This is a genomic window from Pseudomonas sp. PDM04 (genome assembly GCF_014851765.1).
Taxonomy (GTDB): domain Bacteria; phylum Pseudomonadota; class Gammaproteobacteria; order Pseudomonadales; family Pseudomonadaceae; genus Aquipseudomonas.
Genome location: NZ_JACVAI010000007.1, coordinates 39,355 through 54,524 on the forward strand (window position 1 = coordinate 39,355; position 15,170 = coordinate 54,524).

The 15,170-nt window shown below is 62.1% G+C and carries 18 protein-coding genes; 11 read left to right on the top strand and 7 right to left on the bottom strand.

Features of this window, described 5'->3' with window-relative positions:
* Positions 1 to 46 precede the first annotated feature (46 nt).
* A complete protein-coding gene (locus IB249_RS24665) occupies positions 47 to 997 on the bottom strand; it encodes a sensor domain-containing diguanylate cyclase (RefSeq protein ID WP_192308362.1) in 951 nt (316 codons plus the stop codon).
* Between the two features lie 157 nt (positions 998 to 1,154).
* Here IB249_RS24665 and IB249_RS24670 point away from each other — a divergent pair, with 157 nt between their 5' ends.
* The 3 genes from IB249_RS24670 to IB249_RS24680 all read left to right on the top strand — a co-directional run bounded on the left by IB249_RS24670 (position 1,155) and on the right by IB249_RS24680 (position 2,380).
* Positions 1,155 to 1,853: an AzlC family ABC transporter permease gene (locus IB249_RS24670; protein ID WP_192308363.1), complete on the top strand. Its 699-nt coding sequence runs from the start codon at positions 1,155 to 1,157 to the stop codon at positions 1,851 to 1,853.
* Positions 1,853 to 2,164: an AzlD domain-containing protein gene (locus IB249_RS24675; protein WP_192308866.1), complete on the top strand. Its 312-nt coding sequence runs from the start codon at positions 1,853 to 1,855 to the stop codon at positions 2,162 to 2,164. The genes IB249_RS24670 and IB249_RS24675 overlap by 1 nt, the downstream gene beginning before the upstream one ends.
* A gap of 66 nt (positions 2,165 to 2,230) precedes the next feature.
* Positions 2,231 to 2,380 (top strand): hypothetical protein, encoded by a 150-nt coding sequence (locus tag IB249_RS24680; RefSeq protein WP_192308364.1) that lies wholly within the window; start codon positions 2,231 to 2,233, stop codon positions 2,378 to 2,380.
* Between the two features lie 127 nt (positions 2,381 to 2,507).
* On the opposite strand, the gene IB249_RS24685 is transcribed toward IB249_RS24680, so the two are convergent.
* The 5 genes from IB249_RS24685 to IB249_RS24705 form a co-directional block, all read right to left on the bottom strand.
* Positions 2,508 to 2,780, bottom strand: coding sequence for a hypothetical protein (locus tag IB249_RS24685; RefSeq protein WP_192308365.1), 273 nt, complete (start codon positions 2,778 to 2,780; stop codon positions 2,508 to 2,510).
* A 272-nt stretch (positions 2,781 to 3,052) separates the two neighbouring features.
* Positions 3,053 to 3,733, bottom strand: a complete 681-nt coding sequence (locus IB249_RS24690; protein ID WP_192308366.1) for an SOS response-associated peptidase — start codon at positions 3,731 to 3,733, stop codon at positions 3,053 to 3,055.
* Positions 3,734 to 3,773: 40 nt separating this feature from the next.
* On the bottom strand, positions 3,774 to 4,487 hold the full coding sequence (locus IB249_RS24695; RefSeq protein WP_192308367.1) for an ABC transporter ATP-binding protein: 714 nt from the start codon (positions 4,485 to 4,487) through the stop codon (positions 3,774 to 3,776).
* Positions 4,488 to 4,491: 4 nt separating this feature from the next.
* Entirely contained in the window at positions 4,492 to 5,334 is an 843-nt protein-coding gene (locus IB249_RS24700) for an ABC transporter permease (RefSeq protein WP_192308368.1), read from the bottom strand.
* Positions 5,335 to 5,398: 64 nt separating this feature from the next.
* A complete protein-coding gene (locus tag IB249_RS24705) occupies positions 5,399 to 6,385 on the bottom strand; it encodes an aliphatic sulfonate ABC transporter substrate-binding protein (RefSeq protein ID WP_192308369.1) in 987 nt (328 codons plus the stop codon).
* 297 nt (positions 6,386 to 6,682) lie between these two features.
* Between IB249_RS24705 and IB249_RS24710 the strand changes: the two genes are divergently transcribed.
* The gene (locus tag IB249_RS24710; protein ID WP_192308370.1) at positions 6,683 to 7,630 is read left to right on the top strand and encodes an ABC transporter substrate-binding protein; all 948 of its coding nucleotides are present in this window, start codon (positions 6,683 to 6,685) and stop codon (positions 7,628 to 7,630) included.
* Positions 7,631 to 7,726: 96 nt separating this feature from the next.
* The gene (locus IB249_RS24715) at positions 7,727 to 8,626 is read left to right on the top strand and encodes a polysaccharide deacetylase family protein (protein ID WP_192308371.1); all 900 of its coding nucleotides are present in this window, start codon (positions 7,727 to 7,729) and stop codon (positions 8,624 to 8,626) included.
* Between the two features lie 2 nt (positions 8,627 to 8,628).
* Here the strand turns inward: IB249_RS24715 and IB249_RS24720 are convergent, their stop codons facing one another.
* The gene (locus IB249_RS24720; RefSeq protein WP_192308372.1) at positions 8,629 to 9,513 is read right to left on the bottom strand and encodes a LysR family transcriptional regulator; all 885 of its coding nucleotides are present in this window, start codon (positions 9,511 to 9,513) and stop codon (positions 8,629 to 8,631) included.
* A gap of 126 nt (positions 9,514 to 9,639) precedes the next feature.
* Between IB249_RS24720 and IB249_RS24725 the strand changes: the two genes are divergently transcribed.
* The 6 genes from IB249_RS24725 to benB all read left to right on the top strand — a co-directional run bounded on the left by IB249_RS24725 (position 9,640) and on the right by benB (position 15,160).
* Positions 9,640 to 10,788 carry a muconate cycloisomerase family protein gene (locus IB249_RS24725; protein ID WP_192308373.1) on the top strand — a complete coding sequence of 383 codons (1,149 nt, stop codon included), beginning with the start codon at positions 9,640 to 9,642 and terminating at the stop codon, positions 10,786 to 10,788.
* 10 nt (positions 10,789 to 10,798) lie between these two features.
* Positions 10,799 to 11,089 carry a muconolactone Delta-isomerase gene (catC, locus tag IB249_RS24730; protein ID WP_192308374.1) on the top strand — a complete coding sequence of 97 codons (291 nt, stop codon included), beginning with the start codon at positions 10,799 to 10,801 and terminating at the stop codon, positions 11,087 to 11,089.
* Between the two features lie 54 nt (positions 11,090 to 11,143).
* Complete coding sequence (gene catA / locus IB249_RS24735; RefSeq protein WP_192308375.1) at positions 11,144 to 12,073, top strand: catechol 1,2-dioxygenase; 930 nt, start codon at positions 11,144 to 11,146, stop codon at positions 12,071 to 12,073.
* 171 nt (positions 12,074 to 12,244) lie between these two features.
* Complete coding sequence (locus IB249_RS24740) at positions 12,245 to 13,201, top strand: AraC family transcriptional regulator (RefSeq protein ID WP_318653514.1); 957 nt, start codon at positions 12,245 to 12,247, stop codon at positions 13,199 to 13,201.
* A 109-nt stretch (positions 13,202 to 13,310) separates the two neighbouring features.
* Complete coding sequence (gene benA, locus IB249_RS24745; protein WP_192308376.1) at positions 13,311 to 14,675, top strand: benzoate 1,2-dioxygenase large subunit; 1,365 nt, start codon at positions 13,311 to 13,313, stop codon at positions 14,673 to 14,675.
* A complete protein-coding gene (gene benB, locus IB249_RS24750; protein WP_192308377.1) occupies positions 14,672 to 15,160 on the top strand; it encodes a benzoate 1,2-dioxygenase small subunit in 489 nt (162 codons plus the stop codon). Before benA ends, benB begins: the two co-directional genes overlap by 4 nt.
* Positions 15,161 to 15,170 lie beyond the last annotated feature (10 nt).

The following is a 15,170-nucleotide window of genomic DNA, read 5'->3' on the forward strand; positions in this document are numbered from 1 at the left end:
CTTCCCGACCCGTGATGCGAATGGCTCCATGGTACTGCGTCGCCCGCTACCCGGTCGTTCTTGAAGCCCCGAACTCAGCGAATTCAGCGCGCATCCGCCCCTGGTGCTTGGCCTTGTACAGCAATTTGTCCACCTGCTCGACGAACGCCAGTGCGGTTTCCTGTAGCGGCGCGGTGGTGGTGCCGACGCCCAGGCTCAGGCTCAGCAGCGACGAAACGGCGGAAAACTCATGGACGATCTGCTGCTGGCGAATCAGGTGCAGGCATTTGTGCGCCACCAACCTGGCGGATTCTGCGTCGGTTTCCGGGAGTAACCAGATGAACTCCTCGCCGCCGATCCGTGCGATGAAATCCCGTGGTCGATTGGCCGCCAGCGCCAGTGTCCTGGCGACCTGGCGCAGGCATTCATCGCCCTTGATGTGTCCGTAGTGGTCGTTGTACTGCTTGAAGTAGTCGATATCCAGAATGATCAGCGACAACGGCAGCCCCGTACGCTGAGCGTTGGCCCACTCGCGTTCCAGCACGGTGTCGAACATGCGCCGGTTGGCGATGCCGGTCAGGCCGTCCTGGAAGGAATACTCTTCGAGCTGTTTCTGCAGGCGAATCAGGTGTTCCTCGGTTTTCTTGCGCTCGCTGATGTCGAACATGAAGCCGACCAGCGCCTCGACTTCGCCATCCTTGCGCACCACGTGCACGACATCGCGAATCCACACGTAGTCGCCCTCGCGGGTCAGCGCCCGGTAATCGGCCTCATGGTCCACGCCGGCGCGCGATTGCGAGACGCAGAAGTCCACTACGTAGTTACGGTCGTCCGGGTGCATGCGCTCCACCCAGTCATCGACCGACACCCAGCTGTCCTGTTTCCAGCCCAGCAGGCTTTCGATCTGTGGACCGATGTAGCTGAACGTCATGGTCTTCCAGTCGATTCGCCACGGAATGGCCTTGGTCGACTCAAGCAGGGTTCTGTAGACATCGCTGTCGGTATCGAATGCACTCATGACGGGCCGTATCTCCATGGAAAGGGCGGGGTCATGTTGCCACTATGCAGGTGAATCAAGCCAGCAGCGGATGAACGGCGCAACTGCGCAAGATTGTTCAAGCCTTGGGCGCCGGTAACTGGCAGAGTCTGAGGTCTTTCCCCGGTCGTAGAGCGTTATGTCCCATTCACACCTGCCGCGCAGCGCCTTTCTTCGTGGCGCCGTGGCGATCATGCCACTGTCACTGGCCACCGCACCCTGGGGGTTGCTGGCCGGCTCCATGGCCATCGAAGCCAACCTGACACCGCTGCAAGGCCAGGGCTTGTCGAGCATCGTGTTCGCCGGCGCGGCGCAATTGGTCGCCATCGGCATGCTCAAGGGCGGGGCGGGGATCTTTTCCATCCTGCTGACCACGCTGCTGCTGACATCGCAGCACCTGCTCTACGGGATGAGCCTGCGTTCGGCGATTTCACCGCTGCCGGGGCGCTGGCGCGCGGGGCTGGGCTTTTTGCTGACCGACGAGTTGTTCGCCCTGACCAGCCAGCACGACAAGCAGCAGTTCGACCGCTGGTATGCGTTGGGTGTGGGCTTGACGTTCTATATCGCCTGGAACCTCTTCACCTTCGCCGGGATCGTGCTGGGCAGCAGTATTCCGGGGCTGGAACACCTGGGACTGGACTTTTCCATCGCCGCCACGTTCATCGCGCTGATCACCCCGGTGGTGCGCAACGTGCCGACGGTGGTCTGCGTGGCGGTGTCGCTGTTCTGCTCGGTGTTGTTCAGCTACTGGCAGTGGGGCTCGGCCCTGGTGCTGTCGGGGTTGGCGGGGATGACGGCGGGTTTTGTCTGCAACAAATTCTACGGTGGACGCACATGATGGTCTGGGCGGTGATTGTCGGCATGGGGATTCTGGTGTTCCTCAACCGTTATGTGTTCCTCGAACCACGCCTGCCAGTGCGCCTGAGCAGCAATGCCCGGCAATTTCTCGGCTTTGCGGTGCCGGGCATGCTTACGGCGATCTGCGGTCCGATCGTGTTCATGCCGGACAAACAGCTGAACCTGCAATGGGACAACCCCTACCTGATCAGCTCGCTGGTGGCGGTGGGGCTGGTGCTGTACACCCGCAACACCCTGCTCAGCATGTTGTTGAGCATGGGGTTTTTCTTCCTGTTGCGCTGGTGGCTGTGAGCCGCCGCCGTTGAAACTGTTCTACGCTTGAGATTGATGACTGATCACTAGGGAAAGGAGGTGCGCATGGCCAATGAACACAAGCGTCCGGAGCTGGATGAGGATGAGCCGACCGAAGAGGAACTCGAGCGTCAGCGGCGCCAGCGCCAGGACTGGAAGCATGATGACAGTCGGGAACTGTCGGAGCGCGATGAAGAGCGGCCGTTGAAGCCGTGAAGCAAGGCTGATGACCTCTTCTGTGGGAGTGTGCCCGCTCGCGATGACGCCAGCACCTGCTGCGCTGCCTGATTTACCGCAATTTGCGAGCAGGCTCGCTCCCTCACAGAGAAGATCGCCGCTGGTTTCACACGTCTTCCAGATGCACCACATCCGGATGTGCCGCTCGATACCCCAGTGTCCGGTCGATCCAGGCATTCAACTCGTTGACCATGACCGGATGCCGACCGGGGTAGCGTGCAAGGGTCGACCGCAGGGTGCCGTCGATCCCGGGAACCGATTTCAAATCACGAGTCTTTACATATTGTTCGATAAAACAATCCAGTCGATAGTGTTCAGTCGTCGACCGATAAACGCACTCCAGGCCAACGACCTGATCCATTGAAAAATCGTCGCGCATTCAGTTCTCTGCAAAGCTTGATGTAAAAGAAATTTCCCTATTCGCTGACGCTTCGGTCAACTGGGCGAAAGCCAGTGGAAACGGCCGCGCATGCTATCTGCACTTGATCCCCATGTATGTACGACGTTTGGATTGTCTGACAAGCGGTTAGACTTTTGTGCAGTTGTTTTTCATCGGTGTTACTTGGATGAAACACTCATGGGCAAGTTGGTCTAGTTCATCAGTAGGCGCGGTTGTTAAATATGATCGTCTCCCTGGCGATACTGATAAGTTCATGGCAGCGGTTCGATAAGTTCAGCACCCTGGTTCCTGACGTTGCCGATCGCCTTGCCAACCCTGTACCACTCGAACGCCTCGCTGGGCTCTGCTTGTAACAAGGCCATTTGTTCGGCCCGTTCGGGAGGCGTGGCGCGGTCGAGCCATTCGCGCGCCAGTTGCGGTGAGAACACCACGGGCCGGCGATCATGAATGTCGAGCAGGCCACCGGCGCTGTCGGCAGTAATGATCACGAAGCCGTCGTCCTCTCGCGGCGGGGTATCGTGGGCGGGAAAGCGACCAATGGCGGCACACAGGATCGGTGCGCGATCCTGACGGCGGATCAACCAGGGCTGCCGGGCTGTCCCTGGTGTATCGACCCACTCAAACCAGTTATCGATCGGCACAATCGCCCGGTGCGGCCAGATGGCGCGGAAGAACGGGCCATGGGCGACCTTTTCGATTCGCGCGTTGATCGGCGCCGCCCGGTCTTTCGCCCAGTGCGGCCGCCACCCCCAGCGCACCTTGTCGGCCCTGAGCCCGTCATCCTCCAGGTGCAACAACGCCAGTTGATCGGTCGGGGCGGCGTTGTAACGGGCCAGCGGTTGTTCACCGACCGGGTTGATCAGTGCGTCGGGGATGCTCAGTACCGCAACGAAATCGTGGATGCCCCGGTATTGCGACAGTCGACCGCACATCGCCCAATCCTCCAGGTGGAGGTTTGAGCATAGTCGCGCGTCAGATCACGTGCGCCCTTTGCAGCTCGGTCAACGACAGGGCCTTGAGCTGCGCCAGCAGCGGATCGCGGCGATCACGGGGGTGGGCCAGCGGCACGGCCACTTCCTGGCGAATGCTGCTGGGGCGATTGTCCATCACCAACACCCGGTCGCTGAGGTACAGCGCTTCGTCGACGTCGTGGGTCACCAGCAACAGGGCGATGGCATGACGTTCGGCCAATTGCAGCAGCAGGTCCTGCAGTTTCATCCGGGTGAAGGCGTCCACGGCGCTGAAGGGTTCGTCGAGCAACAACACATCGGGCCGCGAGTAGAGGCCGCGGGCAATGGCGACCCGCTGCGCCATGCCGCCGGACAACGCCTTGGGCAGGGCATCGGCGAAACCGCCCAGGCCGACTTCCTCGATCAGTTGTGCGACCCAGGTCTTGTCGTAATGGCTATCGGCACTGAAACCGATATTTTGCTCCACCGTCAGCCAGGGCATCAGGCGCGGTTCCTGAAACACGAACGCGACTTCTCCGGCGGTGCTGCGCAGTTCGCCCTGGAAGTCCTTTTCCAACCCGGCGACGATCCTCAGCAGGGTGCTTTTGCCGCAACCGCTGGGGCCCAGCAGGCTGACGGTTTCCCGGGGTTGCAGTTGCAGGTGGATGTTTTGCAGCACGGTGGTGGCGGCGAAGGTCTTGCGCTCCACGCGAATGTCCAACAGATGAACGGTCATGGGCTCAGTCCTCTGCACGTTGGCCGTTGAAGGTGTCGCGCCAGGTCAGCCAACGCTTCTCCAGTGCGGCGAGCACGCCGTCGCTGAATTTGCCCAGCAGCGCCAGCACGATGATGGCTGCGAGCACGATGTCCGGGCGGGAGGTTTCGCGACCGTCACTGAGCAGGTAGCCCAGGCCCTTGGTCGCAGCGATCAGTTCGGCCGCCACCAGGAACATCCACGCCAGGCTCATGCCGCTGCGCAATCCAGTGAACAGGCCGGGCAGGGCGGCGGGCAGCAGAACCCGCCGGACCAGGCGCAGGTGGCTGAAGCCGTACATTTGCCCGACCTCCACCAGTTTGCGATCGATGTTGCGGATCGCCGCGACGCCGTTGAGGTACACCGGGAAGAAGGCACCGATGGCGATCAGGACGATTTTCGAGGTTTCGTCGATGCCCAGCCACAGCAGCAACAACGGCACCCAGGCCAGGCTCGGAATCGAACGCAGGCCGGCAAAGGTCGGCTCCAGCCAGGCTTCGGCCTCACGGCTCAAACCGACCCAGGCGGCAAAGATCAGCGCCAGGCTGGCGCCGATGGCGAACCCCAGCAGTACGCGCAGAAGGCTGGCACTGATGTGTTTCCACAGCGGGCCTTCAGCGAGGTCGCCGAGGGTCAGGGCAATGTCGCTGGGGGCCGGCATCTGGTACGACGGCAGCCAGCCGATGCGTACGACGAACTCCAGCAGTAGAAGAATCAGCACTGGCAGGGCCAGGCCCTTGAGACGCAAGCGCCAGGCATTACTCAAGGCCAGCGGGGCGCGGCGGGCTGCCGGCAGTTCGAGTGGCAGGGTTTTGCTTTTACTGGTCATGGGGTTCTCCAATGACGACGAATCCGCGGCGGGCGCGGATTCGGTCTTACCCGCAGGCGGTGATTTACTGACGAGCCACGGCTTCCCTGGAACCGGTGTCGATCAACTGGTCGATGACCTGATCGACGTTCACCCCACGGCGCACCAGTTCTTCGGACACCAGGATCGGCGCGGCGGCCTTCGAGGCGATGACATCCTTGGCGGTCAATTGCGGGCTGCTCAGATCCGTGCGCGACAGTTGCAGTTGGGCCACTTCCAGGGGCAGGCCGGATTCGCTGGCGAGCAGTTTCGCCAGTTCGTCAGGGTGTTTGACCGCCCATTCCCGTGCCTGCTCGTAGGCCTTGAGCACGGTCTGGATGGCCTGCGGGTGCTCTTTGGCATAGCGCTCGGTGACGCTGACCACGCCATAGCTGTTGAATTGGCTGTTGCGGTACAGCAAGCGCGAGCCGGCCTGGACCTCGCTCGCGGCCATGTGCGGGTCGAGACCGGCCCAGGCGTCGACGTCGCCTTTCTCCAGGGCGGTGCGCCCATCCGGGTGTTGCAGGTGCACCAGTTCCACATCGTCCTTGCTCAGGCCGGCCTGTTGCAGGCTGCGCAGGGTAAACAGGTACGGGTCGGTGCCTTTGGTGGCGGCGATTTTCTTGCCTTTCAGGTCGGCGACGGTCTTGTAGGGCGAATCCTTGCGCACCACCAGGGCGGTCCATTCGGCACGGCTGTAGACGTAGACCGACTTGATCGGGCTGCCATTGGCGCGGCTGAGCACGGCGGCGAGGCTCGCGGAAGAGGCGAAGTCGACGCCGCCACTGTTGAGGTACTCCAGCGAGCGGTTGCTGCCCTGGCTCAGCACCCAGGTGACCTTGGTCTGGGGCAGGGCCTTTTCCAGGAAACCCTGGTGCTTGAGCACCAGGCTGACCGGCGAGTAATAGGCGTAGTCCAGATGCACTTCGGCGGGCGGCGCTTCAGCGGCCCGCGCTACGGATTGCAGGCTGAAGACCAGGGCGCATGCCGTCAGCAACGAGCTGACGACGGGAAAACGGAAGGTGGATGTCATGAAAGCGGCTCCGGCAAGGCGTTGATTGTCTTATTTCTGAAAAATAGTTTTTTATGAAGAGTCCCTACTTAAATGGAATATTGCAGGCTCTGTGCCATATCGTCCGGTCCGCGGATTTCCCGGCCTTGGCGCTGGCGTTAAGAGGTCGCAGGTGTTGCCCGGCAAACACTCTGTACAGCCACTGTTGCTGGGCCAACAGTGAGCGCTGAGTGTCATGAGCTTATTCAGAAATAGAATTTAAAAAGCTATCTGTAAGAGCGTTATGGTCTATGCCATTCACCCTCAAGGAACGCCCCGATGAACCTGTCCCGCTTTGTCCGCGGTCTGTTGACCAGCGCGCTGTTGGCCGCGCCCACGGCGTACGCCGCCGATCCCGTCGTCCTGCACGTCGGGGATCAGAACTACTACAACGTCCGTGCTTCGGTGGAGGCGTCCGGGGTGCTGGAAGGGGCGCCCTATACCGTCGACTGGAAGCACTTCCAGGCGGCCGCGCCGTTGGCCGAGGCGTTGAATACCGGGGCGTTGGACCTGGGTTTTCTCGGCGATTCGGGGTTCCTGTTTCTTGCCGCCAAGCAGGCGCCGGTCAAGCTGATCGGCGTATCCCGGCAGAACCCGGACACCATCGCCTTGCTGGTGCCCAAGGACTCTCCGGTCAAGACCATTGCCGACCTCAAGGGCAAGAAAGTCGCCTACTGGCCCGGCGCCTGGAGCCAGCAACTGACCCTGCGTGCGTTGCAACAGGCCAACCTGCCGGAAGACTACGTCGACTTCATCAAGTTGATGCCGATCGATGCCGCTGCCGCGCTGCCCCAGGGCAGCATCGATGCCTTCCCGGTGTGGGAACCCTACATTTCCCAGCAGATCCTGTTCTCCGGCGCCCGACCGATCCTCACCGCGAAGAACCTCATGCCCGGGCTCAGTGCCATCGCTGCATCGACCCCGTCCATCGACAGCAAACGCGAGGCCATCGCCGACTTCCTGGTGCGCCTGAAAAAGGCTCGGGCCTGGGTCGATAACCACACCGACGAATACGCCGATCTGTGGGCGAAGAAAGCCAATCTGGATCAAAACGTGTCGCGCCACTGGCTGCGCCAGGCGCACATGACCATCGGCCCGGTGGACGCCCAGGCGGCCAAGGACCTGCAAAGCACGGCGGACTTCCTGTTCAGCGTCAAGGCACTGCCGGCGGCACTGGCGACGGCGCCGATCATCGACGGATCCTTCCAGCCTGCGTTAACCCCGTAACAAAGGCCGGCAGCACCGGAACAAAACCCCGTGTACCCTGATCCAACCCGCGCCCCGCACCTCCGTGCGGGCCCAAGGTCTGGCCCAGGGCACACCATGAAACAGCTGTTCAGGATTTGTTGCGCATTCGCCGTTGCCGTCGGGCTGGTGGGGTGCATTGCCGCGCCCATCGAAATGACCCCGCAGACCGAACAGCGACTGCGCGGGCAGGCGCCGATCCGCTTTCTGCTGACGTTCGATGACGGGCCCAGTGCCTCGAGTTTCTGGAACCCGACGCTGACGGTGCTCGACAGCCTGGCCGACAACCCGGTGCAACCGAATCTCAAGGCGGTGTTCTTCGTGCAGACCGGCGCACCACGGGCCGGCAACAGCGACATCGGCCGCGAAGTCATGCGCCGCGAACACGCCGAGGGCCAGATCCTGGGCTTCCACACGGCGACGCATTGGCACACCAATCACCGTTCCCTGAGTCCTCTGGAGCTGGACCAGTCGTTGAGCAAAGGCAGCGCCGACATCGCCGCGATCACCGGTGCGCCGCCGACCCTGGTGCGGCCGCCGTTCTGGAACTACGACAAACGCGTGTTCGCCGCCTATCGGCAGCATGGCCTGCACGTCTTGCTGACCGACCTGAGCGCCAATGACGGCAAGGTCTGGGGATTCAACGCCAGCCCACGGCGGCGAGCGCATTTCCTGCGTTCGATGTCCGAGGTGCGCGAGCGCATCGCAGCGGGGGAGCTGCCGACCGTCGACGGCGTGATCCCGGTGGTGGTGACCTTCCACGACCTCAATCGATACACCGCCCGGCATGCCCGGGAGTACCTGCAAATCCTTCTCGACAGCGCGCAGGCGACCGGGGTGAACGTCGCGCAGAAGCCGTTCTACGACGACCAGGCCGAATTGCAACGGGCGGCCATGGCGCGCACCGTTCGCGACGGTTCACAAGCGGTGAAGCTGCCGGGGATCTGGAACTGGATCTGGGATGGCGACAGTCACTGATTTCACGCTGGCGGCTGCAGTTGCTCAATCATTGACAGGCAATGATTGAGCCCCGGTGACCCATCGCCCACGCGCCTGCTGAGGATGATCGGCGACGTCGCGTTGTCTTCCAGCAACGGGGTGAACCCGATGTCGTCGCGGTGCAGCAACTGCACCGAGGCCGGCACCAGGGTCACGCCAATGCCCGCGCCCACCAGCCCGATGGCGGTTTGCAGCTCGTTGGTCCATTGCGCCACCTGAATGCTCACGCCCTGGGATTCGAACAGGGCGATCACATGGTCGGCGTAGCTGGGACGTGGATTGCCGGGGTACAGCACGAAGGGTTCCCTGGCCAGCTCGCGCAGGCTGATGGGGCCGGCCAGCAGTGGATGACCGGCGGGCAGGGCGGCGACCAGGCGGTCTTCGGTCAATACGGTCTGGATGATGGCCGGGTCGTCGATGCGGATACGGCCGAAGCCGATGTCGATTCGCCCGGCCTTGAGCGCCTGCACCTGTTGCAGCGTGGTCATCTCCGACAGCCCCAGTTCCAGCTCCAGCGGCTCGCCGCTGCGCAGGCGGCGAATCAGTTCGGGCAGCACGCCATACAGGGTCGAAGGGGCAAAGCCGATCCCCAGCCAGGTCTTTTCACCCAACCCGATGCGCCGCGTGTTGTCGCAGACCTTGCCCAGTTGCTCGAGCAATGCGGTGGAATGTTCATGGAAGAACCGTCCGGCGTCGGTCAGCTTCAGCGGTCGTCCACGCTCGAGCAGCAACACCCCCAGCTCGTCCTCCAGTTGCTGGATCTGTCGGCTCAAGGGCGGCTGAGCAATGTGCAGCAGCTCGGCGGCGCGGGTGAAATTCAGCGTTTGAGCCAATACCTGGAAATACCGCAGGTGACGCAATTCCATGGGGCCTCCCTTTATCGTTTTATGCATACCTTTAAGGTATCAATTCAGACCAATTCTATATTGGCCTCCGGAAAAAAGCCGTACCAGAATCGGGTTCAGAACTTTAAGAACCTGATGGGTATCGAAATGCTTGCAACCGCCATTGAGTCGATCGAGACGATCATCGTCGATCTGCCGACCATCCGCCCGCACAAACTGGCGATGCACACCATGCAGAACCAGACCCTGGTGATCATTCGCCTGCGCTGCGCCGATGGCATCGAAGGCATCGGTGAATCCACCACCATCGGTGGCCTGGCCTATGGCAACGAGAGTCCGGACAGCATCAAGACCAACATCGACACGCACTTCGCACCGCTGTTGATCGGCCAGGACAGTGCCAACGTCAACGCCGCGATGTTGCGCCTGGAGCGCAGCATTCGCGGTAACACCTTCGCCAAGTCCGGTATCGAAACCGCATTGCTCGACGCCCAGGGCAAACGCCTGGGCCTGCCGGTCAGCGAACTGCTCGGCGGCCGCGTGCGCGATGCGCTGCCGGTGGCCTGGACCCTGGCCAGTGGCGACACCGGAAAGGACATCGCTGAAGCCGAGAAAATGCTCGACCTGCGTCGCCACCGCATCTTCAAACTGAAAATCGGGGCGGGCGAAGTCAACCGTGACCTGGCACATGTCATTGCGATCAAGAAAGCCCTGGGCGACCGCGCCAGCGTGCGGGTCGATGTCAATCAGGCCTGGGACGAAGCGGTGGCGCTGCGTGCCTGCCGGATCCTCGGGAGCAACGGCATCGACCTGATCGAGCAGCCGATCTCGCGCAACAACCGCGCCGGCATGGTGCGCCTGAATGCCATCAGCCCGGCACCGATCATGGCCGACGAGTCCATCGAGTGCGTGGAGGATGCGTTCAATCTTGCCCGCGAAGGCGCGGCCTCGGTGTTTGCCCTGAAGATCGCCAAGAACGGTGGCCCGCGTGCGGTGCTGCGCACGGCCGCAATTGCCGAAGCGGCCGGCATCGCCCTGTACGGCGGCACCATGCTCGAAGGCGGCCTGGGCACCCTGGCGTCGGCCCACGCCTTTGTCACTCTGAACAAACTGGCGTGGGACACCGAGCTGTTCGGCCCGCTGCTACTGACCGAAGACATTCTTGGCGAAGCGCTGGTGTACCGCGACTTCGAGTTGCAGGTGCCGTACGCGCCGGGTCTGGGCCTGAGCCTGGATGAGGAACGCCTGGCGTTTTTCCGTCGCGACAAGGCATCCACTGCCATTCATCCCGCCTGAGGAGAGCATTATGCTGTTCCACGTAAAGATGACCGTGAATTTGCCGGTCGACATGAATCCCGAAGCCGCCGCCCGGCTCAAGGCCGACGAGAAGGCCCTGGCCCAGCGTCTGCAGGAGCAAGGCAAGTGGCGCCACCTGTGGCGTATCGCCGGACACTACGCCAACTACAGCGTGTTCGATGTCGACAGCGTCCAGGAGCTGCATGACCTGCTGATGCAATTGCCGCTGTTCCCGTACATGACCATCGAGATCGATGCGATGTGCCGGCATCCTTCTTCGATTCGTGACGACGACCGCTGAACCCAGCCTGTTCAGCCCGCTACGCCCATAATTACAAGATGAGGACCCATCCCAATGAACGTCAAGATTTCCCACACTGCCCACGCCCAGAAATTTCTCGAGGAGGCCAGCGGCCTGCTCAATGACGCCGGCAACCCACGGGTCAAGGCGCTGGTCTATCGCATCCTGCGCGACTCGGTGAACATCATCGAGGACCTGGCGGTGACCCCGGAAGAGTTCTGGAAAGCCGTCAACTACCTCAACGTGCTGGGTGCGCGCCAGGAGGCCGGGCTGGTGGTGGCCGGGCTCGGCCTGGAACATTACCTGGACATGCTGATGGACGCCGAAGACGAACAGGCCGGCAAGTCCGGCGGAACGCCGCGCACCATCGAGGGCCCGCTGTACGTGGCAGGCGCGCCGCTGTCGCAAGGCGAAGCGCGTCTGGACGATGGCGTCGATCCGGGGGTGACCCTGTTCATGCAGGGCCGGGTGTTCAACACGGCCGGCGAACCGCTGGCCGGCGCGGTGGTGGATGTGTGGCACGCCAACACCGGTGGCACCTACTCGTACTTCGACACCACGCAATCGGAATTCAACCTGCGTCGCCGGATCGTCACCGACGCCGAAGGCCGTTACCGCTTTCGCAGCATCGTACCTTCGGGTTACGGCTGCCCGCCGGACGGTCCGACCCAGCAACTGCTCGATCAGCTGGGCCGTCACGGCCAGCGCCCGGCGCACATCCACTTCTTCATCTCGGCGCCGGACCATCGTCACCTGACCACCCAGATCAACCTCGACGGCGATCAATACCTGCACGACGATTTCGCCTACGCCACCCGGGATGAGCTGATCGCCAACATCACCTTCAGCGAAGACCCGGCGCGAGCGGCAGCCCACGGTGTCAGCGGTCGGTTTGCCGAAATCGACTTCGATTTCACCCTGCAGTCTTCGGCTCAGCCGCAGGAGCAGCAGCGGCACGAGCGGGTTCGCGCACTCGAGGACTGATGTCGCGGCTGATGGCCTTATCGCGAGCAGGCTCGCTCCCACAGGGAAACGCATTCCACTGTGGGAGCGAGCCTGCTCGCGATGAGGGTGGTGCCCCCGCTGATCAGTCCGTTGACACACCGCTACGCCGTTTGCCCCAGAATGACCCCATAACGACAACTCGAGTAACCGATGATGCAAGCGCAACTGTTGAGTCAGCGCAGCGCGGTGTTCGACCAGGCCGACCCGTATGCGGTGTCGGGCTACGTCAATCAACACGTCGGCAACCATTGCATCCTGATGCCGCGCACCGGGCGTCCTCTGGCCAGCCTCAATCACCGCAAGTTTTCCTCGCTCGACCTGTGCCGCATCAGCTATGGCGCCAGTGTGCGGGTCACCTCCGGTGCGCTGGAGAGCGTCTATCACCTGCAGGTGCTGCTGCGCGGCCATTGCCTGTGGCGTGGGCACCACCAGGAACATTACTTCGCCCCCGGCGAACTGTTGCTGATCAACCCCGACGATCCGGTGGACCTGACGTACTCCGACGATTGCGAAAAATTCATCCTCAAGGTCCCGACATCGTTGCTCGAATCGGTGTGCGACGAGCAGCGCTGGCGTTATCCGGGGCAGGGCGTGCGGTTTTTGGAGAACCGCTACCAGTTGCACGAACTGGAAGGTTTTGTCGGCCTGTTGGCAATGATCTGTCAGGAAGCCGAAGTCAGTGAGCCGATGCCCAGGGTGCAGGAGCACTACGCACAGATCATCGTCAGCAAGATGCTCAGCCTGATGCAGACCAATGTCAGTCGCCTGGAAGGCGGGTCGCAGGCCGCCGCATTCGACGCCATCGCCGACTACATCGCCCGGCACCTCAAGCACGACCTCGACAGCGAAGCATTGGCGCGCCAGGCGCACATGAGCGTGCGTTCGCTGTATGGCCTGTTTGAGCGCAACGCTGACACCACGCCGAAAAACTACATCCGCCAGAAGCGCCTCGAGCGCATCCACGCCTGCCTCAGCGACCCGACCTGCAACGTGCGCAGCATCACCGAGGTGGCCATGGATTATGGCTTCCTGCACCTGGGACGCTTCTCCGACAGCTACCGCAAGCAGTTCGGCGAATTGCCGTCCGACACCCTCAAGCGCCGTTGACGCCAGCCCCTGCACAAACCGGATAAAGGTCTGCACCCCGCGGATAGTCCGCCCCATCGCCCCGTCCTAGCATGGCACTGCCTGAACAATAACAATGGAGGCGGCGGCCATGACCCTGCGACCCGAATACCTTCAAGCCCTGCTCGAAGACGATCCCGAACAAGGCCTCTATCGCTGCAAGCGCGAGATGTTCACCGATCCCCGCCTGTTCGACCTGGAGATGCAACACATCTTCGAAGGCAACTGGCTGTACCTGGCCCACGAAAGCCAGATCCCCAACGTCAACGACTTCTACACCACCACCATGGGACGCCAGTCGATCTTCATCGCGCGCAACAAGGACGGTGTGCTCAATGCCTTTATCAACGCCTGCAGTCATCGCGGTGCGACCCTGTGTCGGCACAAGTCCGGCAACAAAAGCTCCTACACCTGTCCGTTTCATGGCTGGACCTTCAACAACTCCGGCAAACTGCTCAAAGTCAAAGACCCGGCCAATGCCGGTTATCCGTCGAGTTTCAACTGCGACGGCTCCCACGACCTGACCCGGGTAGCGCGTTTCGAATCCTACCGGGGCTTTCTGTTCGGCAGCCTCAAGGCGGACGTCCTGCCGCTGGTCGAGCATTTGGGCGAGTCGGCGAAGATCATCGACATGATCGTCGACCAATCGCCCGATGGCCTGGAAGTGCTGCGCGGATCCTCCAGCTACCTCTATGAAGGCAACTGGAAACTCACCGCCGAAAACGGCGCCGACGGTTACCACGTCAGCTCCGTGCACTGGAACTACGCCGCCACCCAGAACCAGCGCAAGCAGCGCGAGGCCGGCGACAGCAACCCGACCATGAGCGCCGGCAGCTGGGCCAAGCAGGGCGGCGGTTTCTACTCGTTCGACAAGGGCCACATGCTGCTCTGGACCCGCTGGGCCAACCCCGAGGATCGTCCGCTGTATGAGCGTCGCGATGAGCTGGCGCAGGATTTCGGCAAGGCACGCGCCGACTGGATGATCGAGAACTCGCGCAACCTGTGCCTGTACCCGAACGTGTACCTGATGGACCAGTTCAGCTCGCAGATCCGCGTCGCCCGGCCGATCTCGGTGGATCGCACGGAAATCACCATCTACTGCATCGCCCCCAAAGGCGAAAGCGACCATGCGCGTTCCAGCCGCATTCGCCAGTACGAGGATTTTTTCAACGTCAGCGGCATGGCGACACCGGACGACCTGGAGGAATTCCGCGCCTGCCAGACCAGCTACAAGGGCAGCGTCACCACCTGGAACGACATGTCCCGAGGCGCCGAGCACTGGATCGAAGGCGCCGACGAGGCCTCCCGGGAAATCGACTTGCACCCGCTGCTCAGCGGTGTGCGCACCGAAGACGAAGGCCTGTTCGTGCTGCAACACAAATACTGGCAACAAACCATGCTCGCGGCCCTGGCCAGCGAACAGGCGAAGTTGATCGCGGTGGAGGATGTGCAATGAACATTGACCATGACCGCGTGCGCGACTTTCTCTATCGCGAAGCACGTTACCTCGATGACCGGCAATGGGATGAATGGCTGGAGCTGTACGCCCCCGACGCGACCTTCTGGATGCCGTCCTGGGACGATAACGACGAGCTGACCGAAGACCCGCAGCGGGAAATCTCGCTGATCTGGTACGGCGACCGCACCGGCCTGGAAGACCGCATCTTCCGCATCAAGACCGAGCGTTCCAGCGCCAGCGTGCCGGACACCCGCACCTCGCACAACATCAGCAACATCGAGTTGCTGGAGCAGGCCGACGGACTGTGCAAGGTGCGCTTCAACTGGCACACCCTGAGCTTTCGCTACAAGACCGTCGACAGCTACTTCGGCAGCAGTTTCTACACCCTGGACGTGCGTGGCGAGAACCCGCTGATCAAGACCAAGAAAGTGATCCTGAAGAACGACTACGTTCGGCAGGTCATCGATGTCTATCACTTGTGAGGCCGGCGTC

Excerpts from the sequence above, each read along its gene's own strand:
- benA (WP_192308376.1), top strand. The coding sequence starts at position 13,311 with ATGACCCTGCGACCCGAATACCTTCAAGCCCTGCTCGAAGACGATCCC.
- benB (WP_192308377.1), top strand. The coding sequence starts at position 14,672 with ATGAACATTGACCATGACCGCGTGCGCGACTTTCTCTATCGCGAAGCA.
- IB249_RS24700 (WP_192308368.1), bottom strand. The coding sequence starts at position 5,334 with ATGACCAGTAAAAGCAAAACCCTGCCACTCGAACTGCCGGCAGCCCGC.
- IB249_RS24670 (WP_192308363.1), top strand. The coding sequence starts at position 1,155 with ATGTCCCATTCACACCTGCCGCGCAGCGCCTTTCTTCGTGGCGCCGTG.
- IB249_RS24695 (WP_192308367.1), bottom strand. The coding sequence starts at position 4,487 with ATGACCGTTCATCTGTTGGACATTCGCGTGGAGCGCAAGACCTTCGCC.
- IB249_RS24675 (WP_192308866.1), top strand. The coding sequence starts at position 1,853 with ATGGTCTGGGCGGTGATTGTCGGCATGGGGATTCTGGTGTTCCTCAAC.
- IB249_RS24710 (WP_192308370.1), top strand. The coding sequence starts at position 6,683 with ATGAACCTGTCCCGCTTTGTCCGCGGTCTGTTGACCAGCGCGCTGTTG.
- catA (WP_192308375.1), top strand. The coding sequence starts at position 11,144 with ATGAACGTCAAGATTTCCCACACTGCCCACGCCCAGAAATTTCTCGAG.
- IB249_RS24680 (WP_192308364.1), top strand. The coding sequence starts at position 2,231 with ATGGCCAATGAACACAAGCGTCCGGAGCTGGATGAGGATGAGCCGACC.
- IB249_RS24685 (WP_192308365.1), bottom strand. The coding sequence starts at position 2,780 with ATGCGCGACGATTTTTCAATGGATCAGGTCGTTGGCCTGGAGTGCGTT.
- IB249_RS24705 (WP_192308369.1), bottom strand. The coding sequence starts at position 6,385 with ATGACATCCACCTTCCGTTTTCCCGTCGTCAGCTCGTTGCTGACGGCA.
- IB249_RS24740 (WP_318653514.1), top strand. The coding sequence starts at position 12,245 with ATGATGCAAGCGCAACTGTTGAGTCAGCGCAGCGCGGTGTTCGACCAG.
- IB249_RS24720 (WP_192308372.1), bottom strand. The coding sequence starts at position 9,513 with ATGGAATTGCGTCACCTGCGGTATTTCCAGGTATTGGCTCAAACGCTG.
- IB249_RS24690 (WP_192308366.1), bottom strand. The coding sequence starts at position 3,733 with ATGTGCGGTCGACTGTCGCAATACCGGGGCATCCACGATTTCGTTGCG.
- IB249_RS24725 (WP_192308373.1), top strand. The coding sequence starts at position 9,640 with ATGCTTGCAACCGCCATTGAGTCGATCGAGACGATCATCGTCGATCTG.
- IB249_RS24665 (WP_192308362.1), bottom strand. The coding sequence starts at position 997 with ATGAGTGCATTCGATACCGACAGCGATGTCTACAGAACCCTGCTTGAG.
- catC (WP_192308374.1), top strand. The coding sequence starts at position 10,799 with ATGCTGTTCCACGTAAAGATGACCGTGAATTTGCCGGTCGACATGAAT.
- IB249_RS24715 (WP_192308371.1), top strand. The coding sequence starts at position 7,727 with ATGAAACAGCTGTTCAGGATTTGTTGCGCATTCGCCGTTGCCGTCGGG.